The sequence below is a fragment of the Rhodoferax sp. GW822-FHT04A08 genome (assembly GCF_058801025.1).
This window is the reverse complement of sequence record NZ_JBXAMW010000006.1, coordinates 42,884-55,864: the sequence shown is the minus strand read 5'-3', so window position 1 is coordinate 55,864 and position 12,981 is coordinate 42,884. Positions and strand designations below refer to the sequence as shown.

Annotated in this window: 13 protein-coding genes; 9 read left to right on the top strand and 4 right to left on the bottom strand. The window is 60.5% G+C overall.

Annotated elements, in window-relative coordinates; genetic code table 11:
• Positions 1–30 precede the first annotated feature (30 nt).
• Entirely contained in the window at positions 31–678 is a 648-nt protein-coding gene (locus tag AC1RMF_RS13440; RefSeq protein WP_493142060.1) for a TetR/AcrR family transcriptional regulator, read from the bottom strand.
• 66 nt (positions 679–744) lie between these two features.
• Here AC1RMF_RS13440 and AC1RMF_RS13435 point away from each other — a divergent pair, with 66 nt between their 5' ends.
• A complete protein-coding gene (locus AC1RMF_RS13435) occupies positions 745–1,530 on the top strand; it encodes an inositol monophosphatase family protein (protein WP_493142059.1) in 786 nt (261 codons plus the stop codon).
• Between the two features lie 23 nt (positions 1,531–1,553).
• Here AC1RMF_RS13435 and AC1RMF_RS13430 read toward each other — a convergent pair whose 3' ends face one another.
• Positions 1,554–2,468, bottom strand: a complete 915-nt coding sequence (locus AC1RMF_RS13430; RefSeq protein ID WP_493142058.1) for an AraC family transcriptional regulator — start codon at positions 2,466–2,468, stop codon at positions 1,554–1,556.
• 135 nt (positions 2,469–2,603) lie between these two features.
• On the opposite strand from AC1RMF_RS13430, the gene AC1RMF_RS13425 reads away from it, so the two are divergent.
• Positions 2,604–3,347, top strand: coding sequence for an SDR family NAD(P)-dependent oxidoreductase (locus AC1RMF_RS13425; protein WP_493142056.1), 744 nt, complete (start codon positions 2,604–2,606; stop codon positions 3,345–3,347).
• On the top strand, positions 3,340–3,645 hold the full coding sequence (locus AC1RMF_RS13420; RefSeq protein ID WP_493142054.1) for a hypothetical protein: 306 nt from the start codon (positions 3,340–3,342) through the stop codon (positions 3,643–3,645). Before AC1RMF_RS13425 ends, AC1RMF_RS13420 begins: the two co-directional genes overlap by 8 nt.
• A gap of 64 nt (positions 3,646–3,709) precedes the next feature.
• On the opposite strand, the gene AC1RMF_RS13415 is transcribed toward AC1RMF_RS13420, so the two are convergent.
• Positions 3,710–4,564: a LysR family transcriptional regulator gene (locus tag AC1RMF_RS13415; RefSeq protein ID WP_493142052.1), complete on the bottom strand. Its 855-nt coding sequence runs from the start codon at positions 4,562–4,564 to the stop codon at positions 3,710–3,712.
• 98 nt (positions 4,565–4,662) lie between these two features.
• Between AC1RMF_RS13415 and AC1RMF_RS13410 the strand changes: the two genes are divergently transcribed.
• From AC1RMF_RS13410 to AC1RMF_RS13390, 5 genes are all read left to right on the top strand, one after another.
• Positions 4,663–5,652, top strand: a complete 990-nt coding sequence (locus AC1RMF_RS13410) for a zinc-dependent alcohol dehydrogenase family protein (protein WP_493142050.1) — start codon at positions 4,663–4,665, stop codon at positions 5,650–5,652.
• A gap of 110 nt (positions 5,653–5,762) precedes the next feature.
• The gene (locus AC1RMF_RS13405; RefSeq protein ID WP_493142048.1) at positions 5,763–6,050 is read left to right on the top strand and encodes a DnaJ domain-containing protein; all 288 of its coding nucleotides are present in this window, start codon (positions 5,763–5,765) and stop codon (positions 6,048–6,050) included.
• A gap of 4 nt (positions 6,051–6,054) precedes the next feature.
• Positions 6,055–6,633: a hypothetical protein gene (locus tag AC1RMF_RS13400; RefSeq protein ID WP_493142047.1), complete on the top strand. Its 579-nt coding sequence runs from the start codon at positions 6,055–6,057 to the stop codon at positions 6,631–6,633.
• Between the two features lie 9 nt (positions 6,634–6,642).
• Complete coding sequence (locus AC1RMF_RS13395; protein WP_493142046.1) at positions 6,643–7,389, top strand: hypothetical protein; 747 nt, start codon at positions 6,643–6,645, stop codon at positions 7,387–7,389.
• A 20-nt stretch (positions 7,390–7,409) separates the two neighbouring features.
• Complete coding sequence (locus tag AC1RMF_RS13390) at positions 7,410–8,651, top strand: hypothetical protein (protein ID WP_493142045.1); 1,242 nt, start codon at positions 7,410–7,412, stop codon at positions 8,649–8,651.
• On the opposite strand, the gene AC1RMF_RS13385 is transcribed toward AC1RMF_RS13390, so the two are convergent.
• Positions 8,648–11,860 carry an error-prone DNA polymerase gene (locus AC1RMF_RS13385; protein WP_493142044.1) on the bottom strand — a complete coding sequence of 1,071 codons (3,213 nt, stop codon included), beginning with the start codon at positions 11,858–11,860 and terminating at the stop codon, positions 8,648–8,650. The two genes, AC1RMF_RS13390 and AC1RMF_RS13385, sit on opposite strands and share 4 nt — an antisense overlap.
• A 193-nt stretch (positions 11,861–12,053) precedes the next feature.
• Between AC1RMF_RS13385 and AC1RMF_RS13380 the strand changes: the two genes are divergently transcribed.
• Positions 12,054–12,980, top strand: coding sequence for a histone deacetylase family protein (locus tag AC1RMF_RS13380; RefSeq protein WP_493142043.1), 927 nt, complete (start codon positions 12,054–12,056; stop codon positions 12,978–12,980).
• The last annotated feature ends 1 nt before the right edge of the window (position 12,981 follow it).

Genomic DNA, 12,981 nt, shown 5'->3' with positions numbered 1-12,981 from the left:
GCCAGAACAGGAGGCCCCCATTGGACGCCATCAGGTCCACTCCGATACTTTGTCCAAATATCCAAAAACTGCGCTGGTGAGCCGCCTCCTTAAATCGTCTTGGCTCACTTTGCGCTGCTCCGCGGCGACGTCGGCAATTCCTTTGGTCATAGCAACGATATCTTGAGCAAGTGTTTGAAGATTGGATTGGCTGACATCTGGCAATCCGCGTCTTAATACTTCCTCAAGGTGCGATGGGATGCTCACCGTGTCGCTGCGCGGTCGCAGCCTCGCCTCCTCCACATCCAGTATCCGCGCCAGTTGCGGTCTGGAGAGTTGGTGTTGCACGGCAATGTCAATCATTTTTCGCAGTGCTTCCTGCCAATCGATCTGCTGCAAACTGACTTTCTCGATGGATGAAGCCACACGTTGGCCTTCCTGCTGGATGAGTGCGACGGTTATCGCATCCTTGCTGGGGAAGTACTGGTAAAGAGAACCAACGCTCACCCCTGCACGATTTGCAATGGCATTGGTCGAGTATTTGCCGTAGCCGCTGCTATCCAAAATGTGAGCAGCAGCTGTGAGTATGACTGCAACTGTGTCGGCTGAGCGTGCCTGGGCCGGAAGTTTCCTGGGCAAAAGCCGCTTGTTTGCTTTGGTACTCATCGATTGCAAATGCGAGTTTGAAATGCGAATCATCGCTCATATCATTTCTTTGCATCACCCCCCTTCTGCAAGATGTTTTTAGGTAAGAGATACACGCATATGACACAAGACGACTTTTCAAGCACCTGTTCGCTGCTGCGCGGCATCACCGATGAGATAGCCTTCGGGGCGCGCCACCCGGTACAACAGGAGGGCATTCCTGAATTGATCAATCGGGTGCGAGAGACAAGCAAGAGAGCAAGTGCGTACATGCGCTGCGCACTCGCCGTCGCTTATCCCCGGATCGGCTGGAACGACTCTGAGGACCAGCATGCATCCGACGCCAGTTCTTCCCGGTACTGGGTCTACGACGCCATCGATGGGGCGTACCACTACCTGCAAGGGCTCCCTTTGTGGTCCAGTTCCTTGGTACTGGTTGACAATGCAAAAGCCGTTATGGCACTGGTTTATGACCCCCACCAACGTGAGCTCTTCTTCGCGCAAGCCGGCAAATCCGCGACGCTCAATGGAGTCTCCATCCGTACGTCACCCAAGAACGATGTTTCCAGTGCAGTCGTTGGTTCGGCTCTGCCTCCCTTCGCGGGCGTCACACCAGAAGAGCATGCGCACGCATTGGGAATTTTTTCAAACATCTCCAGAAATGTCTTCGTTATGCGGCAGATGGCAGCCGCATCGTTGCAACTCGCTTATGTCGCCGCAGGACGCCTGGATGCCTATCTGGAAACTGGGACGGACGTCTATGACTGGATGGCCGGTGCATTGATCGTCCAGGAAGCCGGTGGAACCGTAACTGCCCACGACGGATCGCCCTTCGGAACCCATGCCACGGGCGTATTGGCAGCGGGGCCCGGACTGCACGCCCAGATGCTCACGCTCTGCCAATGAGGCGCCCCTCCGTATGTTGCACTTCAGCTGTTCAAAGTGTCATCCATCGAGTGGGATGGAGCAAATTGAGTGCGAATCCGGTCTACGTCCCTAATCGGCGATAGGCCGAATGCGCGGCTGTACTCACGGTTGAATTGCGTGGTGCTCTCGTAGCCCACCTGGTAAGCCGCGGCGCCTGCGCCAAGCCCACCGGACACCATCAATCCCCGAGCCTGCAGCAGACGCAAGCGCTTTTGGAATTGCAGTGGGCTCAGTGCGGTCACCGCCTTGAATTGCCGATGGAAAGCGGATGTACTCATGCTGGCTTCGTCCGCCAGCACTTCAACGCGAAGTTCTTTGTTGAAGTCACGGCGAATGCGTCGAATAGCCCGACTGATGCGGGACATGGCTGACTCAGGCGCTGCGATCCCTCGCAGTATGGAACCTTGGGGGCCTTGCAAAACCCGATACAGGATCTCCCGCTCGTACACGGGCGCCAGAGCGGGAATGTCGTCAGGTTGGCGCATGAGCCGCAACATCCGGACCCAGGCATCCATGAGTTCAGGGGTGACAGCGGCTACAGAAAAACCGGCATGCGCTGCACGGTCAATGGACGTCTGAGGCAAGTCCGCCAACAGCTGTGCGACCAGTTGCACATCCAAAGTCAGGCTCACCGCCAGATAGGGAGCACCTTGTTTGTCGGGATGCACCGTCCCCACGGCCGGCAGATCTACCGACATCACAAAGTAGGTGGCTGGGTCGTAACGCAGCGTCACGTCACCCACCGTCATGGTTTTCTTGCCCCGAAGTATCAGGTTCACCATGGGCTCGTATACAGCCGACAACTGATGCTCCGGAACGGCACCCTGCACCATGGCAACGCGTGGAATTCCGGTCTCGGTTCGTCGATTGCGGGCTGTCGATGCGAGAAATTGAAGTTCTGCGAGTGGTGTCTGCATGAAGGCATGGTGCCTTGCCACGCGGGCGAGTGTCAACAAAATAGCAGGATTAGGCAACTTCCAAGGAGTATTCAATCCCCCTTCATTGCCCACGAAACATAACCTCTGGGCTCCTCAATTCACTTGGAGTTACCTATGAGCGTAGTACTTATCACCGGCGCAAGCCGCGGCATTGGAGCCCGCACGGCGCTGGAATGCGCCCGCAAGGGACATGGTGTCGTTCTCACCTTCAACAAGGAATTCAGCGCCGCAGAAAAGGTTGTGCAAGAAGTGCAGGACCACGGCGGCAAGGCAGTTGCGCTGCCTTTGGACTTGTCGGATAGCGGCAGCTTTGTGGCCTTCAGGGACTCCGTCAAGGAAAAGCTGCAATCCATCTGGAAAGTCACGACGCTTGACGGGCTGGTCAACAATGCGGGCTACGGGCTCTTCAACCCCATGGAGACAGTGAGCGAAGCCGAGTTTGACGGTTTGTTGCGCGTCCATCTGAAAGGGCCCTTCTTCTTGACGCAGACGCTTCTGCCGTTGTTGGCACGCGGGTCCTGCATAGTCAATGTGACCAGCGCAACCACACGCGTTGCAACGGTCGGAGTGGCACCGTATGCATGTGCCAAAGGTGGGCTGGAAGTACTGACCCGGTATATGGCCAAGGAGTTCGGCGAGCGCGGAATCCGGGCAAATTCCGTGTCACCGGGAGCCATTCGAACGGAACTCGGCGGCGGACTGACACCGGCCTTCGAAGCATTGCTTGCGTCTCAAACAGCCCTTGGCCGAGTGGGTGAGCCCGTGGACGTAGCCCGTGTCATTTCCTTTCTGCTCTCAACCGAGAGCGAATGGGTCAATGCGCAATCCATAGAGGTTGCCGGAGGCTACCTTGTCTGAAGCGCTTGAAATCACGACGTTCCGACTGGTAAAGGGGCTCTCGCTCAAGGACTTTGTCGCCGCCAACAAGGATATCGACCCCTGGTTGCAAAGCCAGCCAGGATTCCGATGGCGCCGCGTTGGCATGCGCTCGGATGGCCATGTGGTTGATGTATTGCTATGGACGAGTACGGAGGACGCACACCGCAGCGCTTCAGGCATTGTGACGGAGATGGCTGGCTCCCCTGTTCATTCGACCATTGACCATGGCACGGTCAACTGGATGGTAGTGGAATGCCCGCACTTTCTCACCCCCTGAATAGGTTCACTCTGCATCGCAAGGTCTGGAGCTGGTGATGGTTGTTACCGATGACCTGCGGGGTCTAACCACTGCTTAAACGCCGGACAACCAATTCCACAAAGCGACTCAAGCGCGGCTGTCTGCGCATGTCGTGGTGGTAGCCAAGCCAGGTATCTCGGCTCGGAGGAGACTCTCCCAAGTCGTAGGGAACAATTCCTGGCGTCGAATCGCCAAGCGGTTTGGGCAGAACAGCCAGGCCTGCACCCAGGGCGCAGAGGCGGGCCTGAGCCTCCCGGCTGTTGCTTCGTGCGGCAACGGATGCCTTTGGCAGGATGCGTGTTATCCAGCCCACATCCGGCATATCCTGAAATGCAGTGTCCATGAGCACCAAGCGGCATCCAGCACCGCCCTTCGCATGACTGTTCCATTTATCAGGTACTCCGTACACCGCGTATTCGGTCTGCAGCAGTTTTCTGCTGACTACGTCAGGGTCCTGAAATGGAAGAATTCGCATCACACAATCGGCCTCCCTGTGCGGAAGGCTATACAGGCGCGGCTCCGTCAACAGTTCAACCACGATCCCGGGATACAGCTGAGAGAATTCGGCAATCACCGGGGCCAACAGCAAATTTCCAAACCAGTCGGAGCAGGACACCCTGAGCAAACCGGACAGCAATGCCTCTGCTCCAGACAATTCGCGCTCTGCGGCGATTGCCTCCGCCTCCATTCTTTCTGCGCGCAACAGAAGCGCTTGGCCTTCATCGGTTGGAACAAAACCGAATTGCGTGCGCTGGAAGAGTACGTGACCCACCGTTTTTTCCAAGGACTTGAGCCGTCGACCCATGGTGGGTTGCGTCTGACCCAACGCGCGCGCAGCCGCCCCAAGCGTTCCCTCCCGCGCAATGGTCATGAAAACTCGAAGATCATCCCAGTCCATAAGTCATGCATTTTTGCATGGAAACATTACACAAATATGGATTCCCATACTAATTTTGCTAGCCTACATTCGGTTCTTCAATCAACTGGAGATACCAAATGTCAGCCAAAACCATGCGTGCATTGCAAGTAGACACACCAAACGCCGCCCTCAAACACATTGAACTGCCTCTGCCCAATGCCAGGTATGGGGAAGTTGTCGTCAAAATCCACGCCAGTGGCGTAAATCCCCTGGATCTCAAGATCCGGGCAGGCTCCGCCGCACATGCGCAACATCCGTTCCCTGCCATTTTGGGAATGGACTTGGCGGGTGAGGTCTACCAGGTTGGAGAAGGGGTCCGCAATTTCTCCGTGGGCGACCTGGTGTGGGCCATGGCCGGTGGAGTGGGCGGTGTTCAAGGAACAATGGCAGAGTACGCCAACGTCGACGCCCGCCTGCTGGCCAAAATGCCTCGGAATCTTTCGATGCGGCAAGCCGCAGCCATGCCGTTGGTTGCCATTACCGCTTGGGAAGGCATTGTGGACATAGCCAACGTCACAGCCGGGGACAAAGTCCTTGTGATCGGCGCGGCAGGTGGCGTGGGTCACATGGCGCTTCAATTGGCAAAGGCACGCGGTGCAGAAACTTACGGCCTTGACAGCACAGACTCTGCTGAGTATTTGCGTTCCATTGGTGCCACTCCGATCAACCGGGAAACACCTGTCAGCCACTTCACCGAACAATACACATCCGGAAAAGGATTCGATGTTGTCTATGACTGTGTAGGCGCCTTGGATACCGCCTTTCAGGCTGTCAGAACTTTTGGAACCGTAACAAGCTCCCTGGGCTGGGGGACTCACTCCCTGGCACCTCTATCGTTCCGTTCCGCGCGGTATGCCGGCGTTTTTACCTTGCGCCCCCTTCTTACGGGGCAAGGCAGAGAAGCGCACGGGAATATCCTCTCGGAAGTGACAAAGTTGGTGGAAGCAGGAAAGGTATCTCCACGCCTGGATGACCATCCATTCTGGCTCCATGACGCAGACACGGCACATGAGTGGGTTCGCTCAGGTCAAGCCAATGGCAAAGTGGTGATAACGGTCTCTGAATAGCAAAGGCCGGGTGCACCTCAGTCACGGGAACTAAAATACGGCCTTGCCTGCCCGCTGGGCAAGCTCCTCCTGAACGCAGGCCGTTCCCCAAAACCTCCACCCGCTGCCGCATGAAAGACCACTACACCGCCCTGGGCCTGACCAGCTCTGCGACGCTGGCCGACATCAAGAAGGCCTTTCGCCAGAAGGCGTCGCAGCACCACCCAGACCGCAATACCGATGCGGATGCACCGGCACGCTTTCGATCCGTGCAGGAGGCCTATGAGGTGCTGTCGGACGACGCCAAACGCCAGGCATACGACGACAACCGCCGCCGCAATCTGCTGGACAACCCGGCCGAGACGGCACGCGACATCTGGCAGGCCTACTTTGAACCCCTGCGCCAAGCGGCGCGTTGACACCATGAATATCTCCCCCTTTTTCCACAACCTGCGCTCGGCCTACCAGGCCGAACTGGACGATCTGCGTTCCGACTCCGAAGGGCACGACGTGCTCAAAAAACGCCTGGCTGAGAAGCGACGCGAACTGGGTTTTCTGGTCCAGATGATGGAACTCAGCCCGGAGATGGTGGCAGTGGTCCTGCACCAGGCGCTGCGCTTTGGCAGCCCTGCCGCCATGGACCATCTGGTGGCTCAGGACGCTGACGATTTGCCGGATTGGGACAGCATTAGCGGCACGGTGGATGTCGCTCCCTGGGCTCAAGAGACCGTGCAAACCATTCTGAAGGAACCCATGGGCGAATGGTTCATGACCATCGCCAGCGCTCTGGAGTACATGCAGCACAAACCGCTGTCGGCGTCCGAGCGGGCGCAACTGGAAGACCAGGACGAAGACGGTGCCGAAGACCGCGATGCGCGCCGTGAAGAACGCCACGACGACAACCACACCGAAGACCACGACGAGGAAGAAGCCGATGCACAGGCCCGTGAAGATGCCGGCAACGACTGGCTGGCCGAGCAAGGCTTTGACCGTAAAGAGTAGGAAAATTTTATGAATGCGCTTGCCCTGATCCAAAAAACCCAAAGCCTGATCGCCGCGGGTGACATCGTGGCCGCCGAAGCGGCGCTGGTGGAGCTGGCCGATACCGAGGGTGACCGCGCCCTGATGGTGGTGCTGGAGCAGTTGCCGCCCAAGGACATCCTGGCGGTGATACGCGAGTACGACAATTCCAAGGAATCGGTCATCAACCTGCTGGTCACGCCCGAGCAGTTTGCGCGTGCCGTGGTCATCGAGAAACAGTACAAGGACCTGAGCCGCACCCACCTGCGCGGCATGATGAACTCCATCATCTTCCGCGAAGACTCCGACCCGGTGGAATTTCTCAACGCCATCGGCGACCTCGAAGGCGGCTCCGAAGCGCTGGCCGACTACTTCACCGAGAAGTGGAGCCGCATCGAGGCCTTTGCGCGTAGCGGCACTTTTGATGCCGTGGAAGATGATGGCGACATCCTGTCAGAGACGGCCCTGCTCGCCAATGCCTACATCAAGCCGCGCGTCGAAGAGGACGAGGTCGCCGACCAGGACTGGATGCAGATGGCTTGGCTGCTGCGCCACGACTGCCCCGACCTGTTCGTGGAAATGCTGCTGGTGCTGCGCGCCAAGGCCCGTGCACACGATCTGGGCCTGGGCGATGAAGCTGAGGCCGAAGAAGATGATGGCAAGGTGGAGACCAGCGATACCGATCGCGGCAAGGCCACACCGGCTGCGCTGGAAGGTGATGAAGAGTCGGCCATTTGATGCAGGGACACCAGCACACCATGTCCGACGACCAAGGCGCCACCCCCGCAGTCCAGCACGTTGCGCTGTTTGATGCCCGCCCCTTCTTCGAGAAGGTGCTGGTCTACGGCCTGCAGCACGGCCTCATCGACCAAGCCAAGCTGGACGCCATTCAAACCGACGCGCCCAAGGGCATGGTGCAGATTGCGCGCTACTTCGGCAGTGAGTTCCTGCGCCCGGAGCTGGAGAAGGCACGCGACCGCATCGTCAACCTGGTCAGCCTGAGCCTGGAACTCAGCAGTGGCGGGGATCTGCACAAGGCGGCCGAGACGCTGCGCGACCACAGCTTTCTGTCGCGTTCCAAGAACGCCTCGGACATGCTCAAGGCGCTGATTGCCATGCCGCAGAGCAGCCACTTTGGCATGAACGAGCATGGCGGCTTTACCGACGACCACATCCCGCAGTTGGCCAAATGGTCCTTGCGCAGCCTGGCCGACTACCAGGCCGAACTGGCCAAGCGCCAGCAAGTGGCGCAGGTCATCCAGGCCGCACTGTGGTTTGCCGAGCAACTGGACATGGACGCCGAGGAACTGGAAGACGCGGGCCGTGATGCCGAGGCGGTGATACGCACTGCGTTGCTGGCGATGGCCACCCGGCAGACACGTTTCCCCGACTGGGTGACCTTCCAGAAAACGATAGCCGCGCTGCGCAAGAAGGCGGCTGCCTCCAAGGTCACCAGTCTGTCCATCCCTTTGCCCAAGGACCTGCCTGCCGAATTCAAGGCGGTGGTGGACGGTGTGCGCAAAAGCATCGTGGCTGACATGCCCAAGATACTGGACAGCACCTTGCCCGCGCGCAAGCTGTTTGACCAGACCCCCGCTTTCATGGGCCGCTACTTCTGGGTGGAGGATGCTCTGAGCGAAGTGGATGACTTCGACCGCGCCGCATCCGCCGCATGGAACAAGGCCACCGGCGGACACAGCGATGACAGCTCGCTGCTCACCCTGTTCCTCAGCATTGCCGCAGGCAGCTCCCACAAGACCTTGCTGACGCCCAAAGCCGCCGCGACTCTGGTACGCAAGATTCGCAAGTCCGGCCTCAAACCCGATCTGGTAACGCAGTACATCCTGGGCAATGCGCCCGCCGAGTTCCAGAACGACTACCTGCAGATGTGGCAGGACTTCCTGGAAGACGCACAAGACCGTCTGCTCAGCGACCACGACTACGAGTTGCATGACGCCATGGCGCTGTTGCGGCGGGACTGCAATATCGCGCCGGGCTAGTGGAAGTCCCGGCTCACCGTACTCAGTTCCCCCAGCAGGTGCGTCAGGTCCACCAGCCGCTTGGCCACCACGTGGCGTACCTCGCCGCCACTTTCGTCATCGCGTTGCCACACGCCGTACACCACCATCAGGCGGGCGTGGTAGAGCACGTCGCGAAAGCTTTCTTTCACGGCCTTCCAGACAATCACGTTGACGCTGCCGGTCTCGTCCTCCAGGGTGACGAAGACCACGCCCTTGGCGGTCTGCGGCTGTTGGCGTGCTGTGACGATGCCGCAGGCGCGCACCAGACGGCCACTGGGGTAGAAGCGCATCTGTTCGGCAGTTAGCAACCGCATGCTGTGTAGTTGTTCGCGCAGCAAGGCGACCGGGTGGGTGCGCAAGGTGAGCCCCACCGCAGCGTAGTCAAACACCACTTCCTCACCCTCTTCGGCTGCCTGCAGTTGCAGCGCCGCTTCTTCAATCGGCACGCCCTGCAACAGGGCTGGCGCGGCACGCAGGGCGGAGGCGTCCCACACCTGCTGGCGGCGGTGCCCGCTCAGGCTTTGCAGGGCGTCTGCACTGGCCAGCGCGCGCAAATCGGCCACGTCCAGTTGGCAGCGCAGGGCCATGTCCTGTGTACTCGCAAAAGGTGCCTGCTGCCGCTGCTGGCTGATGCGCTCTGCCACCTTCTCTGAAAGCCCTTTGACCATGCGCAGGCCCAGCCGCACGGCAGGCTGCTCCGGCACGCCTTCGGCACGGCTGCACACTGCGGGCGCATCCGGCTCGCACGCCTCCAGCGTGCAATCCCAATCGCTGTACACCACATCAGCGGCACGTACCTGCACGCCGTGGCGCTGCGCGTCCTGCACCAGCTGGGCCGGGCCGTAGAAGCCCAGCGGCTGGCTGTTGAGCATGGCCGCCAGAAAGCAGGCGGGTTCGTACCACTTGAGCCAGCAACTGTTGTAGACCAGCAATGCAAAGCTGGCCGCGTGGCTTTCGGGAAAACCGTACTCGCCAAAGCCCTCAATCTGCTTGAACAGGCGCTCGGCGTACTCTAGCGGATAACCATTCGCGTGCATGCCATTCACCAGGCGGTCATAGAACTTGTGCACGCCGCCTTTGCGCTTCCAGGCGGCCATGGAGCGGCGCAACTGGTCGGCCTCGCCGGCAGTGAAGTCCGCCGCCAGCATGGCGATCTGCATCACCTGCTCCTGAAAAATCGGGATACCGTGGGTGCGGCTCAGGGCTTTATCAAGCTGGGGGAATTCGGACTTCTGCTTTTCCTTGTTGGCCCGCGCCTTCAGATACGGATGCACCATTCCCCCCTGGATAGGCCCGGGCCGCACGATAGCCACCTCCACCACCAGGTCGTAAAACACTTGGGGTCGCAGGCGCGGCAGCATGCTCATCTGCGCGCGGCTCTCGATCTGGAACACGCCAATCGTATCGGCGCGGCTGATCATGGCGTACACAACCGGATCCTCACGCGGAATGTCCTGCATTTGCTTCGGGCTGCCGCGCGTCTGCCCGATCAGTTGCAGGCAGCGGCGTATGGCGCTGAGCATGCCCAGGGCCAGCACATCCACCTTGAGCAGCCCGACCGCATCCAGATCGTCCTTGTCCCACTGGATGACGCTGCGATTTTTCATGGACGCGTTTTCCACCGGCACCAGCCGCGTCAATGGCCCCTGGGTGAGCACAAAACCGCCCACGTGCTGACTCAGGTGGCGCGGAAAACGCTGCAGTTCGCTGGCCAGGCTGAGCCAGAGTTGCAAGCGGCGCGGCGCGGGCAGAACGACGCGTGCGCCGTCGGCGTCTACCTGGGACTGCACCCGCTCGATGGCCGACTGCAACCGCTCCACCAGCAGCTCCCGGCTGTACATGCCCGGATGCTCCTTGGCCATGGCGTTGATCAACTCTTCAGGGATTTCCAGCGCACGCCCCACGTCGCGCAGCGCACTGCGCGGGCGGTAGTGGGCCACCACGGCGGTGATGGCGGCGCGGTCGCGGCCGTATTTTTTGTAGATGTACTGAATGACCTCTTCGCGGCGCTGGTGTTCAAAGTCCACGTCGATGTCGGGCGGCTCGTCACGCTCGCGGCTGATGAAGCGCTCAAACAGCATCTTCATGCGCGAGGGGTCCACCTCGGTCACACCCAGGCAGTAGCACACCACCGAATTGGCCGCCGACCCCCGCCCCTGGCACAGAATGCCCCGGCTGCGGGCAAAGCGCACCAGGTCATGGACGGTGAGAAAGTACATCTCGTAGGCCTTCTCGGCGATCAGCACCAGCTCTTGCTCCATCTGCCTACGCACCTCGGGGGGAACGCCCTCCGGGTACCGCACGCGCGCGCCCTCTTCTGTGTGCTGGCGCAAGGTCTGGGCCGGGGTATGACCGGGCAGCACGGCCTCCATGGGGTACTGGTAACGCAGCTCCTGCAGGTTGAAGGTGCAGCGCGCCGCGATCTGCAGCGTGGCCGCCAGCAGCTCCGGGGGAAAGAGCGACGCCAGCCGTGCGCGGCTGCGCATATGCAGCTCGGCGTTGGCTTGCAGGGCAAAGCCGCACTGCGCCACCGGCAACCCCACGCGCACCGCGGTCAGCACATCGTGCAAGGGCTTGCGCGAACGCACATGCATGTGCACATGGCCGGTGGCGACCAGCAGCAGGCCTGCCAGATGCGCGAGGCGCTGCACACGGTACCAACGCAAGGCATCGTCACCGCACAGGCGGTGCGATACCGCCAGCCAGGCGTTGGCCCCGTACAGCATGCGCACCCCGCTGCACACTGCGTAGGCCGACTCCATGGCCAAGCTATCCAGCCCGGTCAGCAGGATTTCGCAATCGGCCAGGGACTGCTGCTGCACGTCGGCCCAGGTGACGCGGTACTGCCCCTTGGCCGCTGCCATACGGGCATGCGTGATGAACGCACACAAATTGCCCCAGCCCTGCAGGTTGTGTACCAGCGCTACCAGCGTGAACACACCACCGGCCGGCAATTCCACCCGGAACTCGGAGCCCAGCAGGAGGTGTACACCCTGCTGCCGCGCCTCCTCGTACGCACGCACCACACCGGCCACCGAGCACTCGTCCGTGATGGCCAGGGCCTGGTAGCCCAGCGCACGGGCGCGCTGGACCAGCTCTTCCGGCTGCGAGGCGCCGCGCTGGAAGCTGAAGCTGGAGAGGCAATGCAGCTCAGCGTAAGCGGGGGATGGGGAAGCGTTGGATGGCATGAGTACTGTATTTATACACAGTATCCACAAACCCCCGCACCACGTCAAACTAGCCGCTGTCAGGGCTTTGTCAATTTGGGGAGCGACGCTCGAAGGCGCACTTCTTGATGATGTGCGTCAATTCCCCAAAACCAAGACTGGCCTAGACTCCGCAACAGCACATCCAGCGCCAGCAGTCATCAGGAGATTTGCCTTGCTATCCGCCTACATCACGCACGTCGACTGCACACGCCATGAAATGGGCGCCGGGCACCCGGAATGCCCGGAACGTCTGGGGGCCATCAATGACATGCTGCTCACCAAAGGCCTGCTCGACTACATGCACAGCTACGACGCGCCCCTGGCCACCGAGGCGCAACTGGCACGTGCGCACACACCGGACTACATCCACACCATCCTCAACTCCGCACCCGAGGAGGGCTACCACCGCGTCGATCCGGACACCAGCATGAACCCCTATACCGCCCTGGCCGCGCTGCGCGCTGCGGGTGCTGCGGTGCAAGCCACCGATCTGGTGCTGTCGGGCGAAGTGCCTAGCGCGTTTTGCTCGGTGCGCCCACCTGGCCACCACGCCGAACGCGGTGCCGCCATGGGCTTCTGCTTCTTCAACAACGTGGCCGTGGGCGTGCTGCATGCCATCGAACAACACGGGCTGGAGCGGGTGGCGCTGATCGACTTCGACGTGCACCACGGCAATGGCAGTGAGGACATCCTGCAGAACAACCCCAAGGTGCTGATGTGCTCGATCTTCGAGACCGGGCTCTACCCCTTCTCGGGCGAGAACAGCACGGCCACCAACATGATCAATGTGGGGCTGCCACCGCGCTCGGGTTCGGACAAATTCCGCGAGGCGGTGACCACCCACTGGATACCCGCGCTGGATGCCTTCAAGCCCCAGCTGATCTACATCTCCGCAGGCTTCGATGGCCACCGCGAAGACGACATGGGCAACCTGGGTCTGGTGGAAGCCGACTACGAATGGGTGACCAAGCAACTCATGGCCGTGGCCCAGCGCCATTGCCAGGGCCGCGTCATTTCCTGCCTTGAAGGAGGCTATGTCTTGAGCCCGCTGGCGCGCAGCGCCACGGCGCACGTCAAGGTTCTTATAGGCGCTGATTGAG

Coding starts and splice junctions, on each gene's coding strand:
- AC1RMF_RS13430 (WP_493142058.1), bottom strand. CDS start 2,468: ATGCAGACACCACTCGCAGAACTTCAATTTCTCGCATCGACAGCCCGC.
- AC1RMF_RS13405 (WP_493142048.1), top strand. CDS start 5,763: ATGAAAGACCACTACACCGCCCTGGGCCTGACCAGCTCTGCGACGCTG.
- AC1RMF_RS13395 (WP_493142046.1), top strand. CDS start 6,643: ATGAATGCGCTTGCCCTGATCCAAAAAACCCAAAGCCTGATCGCCGCG.
- AC1RMF_RS13400 (WP_493142047.1), top strand. CDS start 6,055: ATGAATATCTCCCCCTTTTTCCACAACCTGCGCTCGGCCTACCAGGCC.
- AC1RMF_RS13390 (WP_493142045.1), top strand. CDS start 7,410: ATGTCCGACGACCAAGGCGCCACCCCCGCAGTCCAGCACGTTGCGCTG.
- AC1RMF_RS13415 (WP_493142052.1), bottom strand. CDS start 4,564: ATGGACTGGGATGATCTTCGAGTTTTCATGACCATTGCGCGGGAGGGA.
- AC1RMF_RS13435 (WP_493142059.1), top strand. CDS start 745: ATGACACAAGACGACTTTTCAAGCACCTGTTCGCTGCTGCGCGGCATC.
- AC1RMF_RS13385 (WP_493142044.1), bottom strand. CDS start 11,860: ATGCCATCCAACGCTTCCCCATCCCCCGCTTACGCTGAGCTGCATTGC.
- AC1RMF_RS13425 (WP_493142056.1), top strand. CDS start 2,604: ATGAGCGTAGTACTTATCACCGGCGCAAGCCGCGGCATTGGAGCCCGC.
- AC1RMF_RS13410 (WP_493142050.1), top strand. CDS start 4,663: ATGTCAGCCAAAACCATGCGTGCATTGCAAGTAGACACACCAAACGCC.
- AC1RMF_RS13440 (WP_493142060.1), bottom strand. CDS start 678: ATGATTCGCATTTCAAACTCGCATTTGCAATCGATGAGTACCAAAGCA.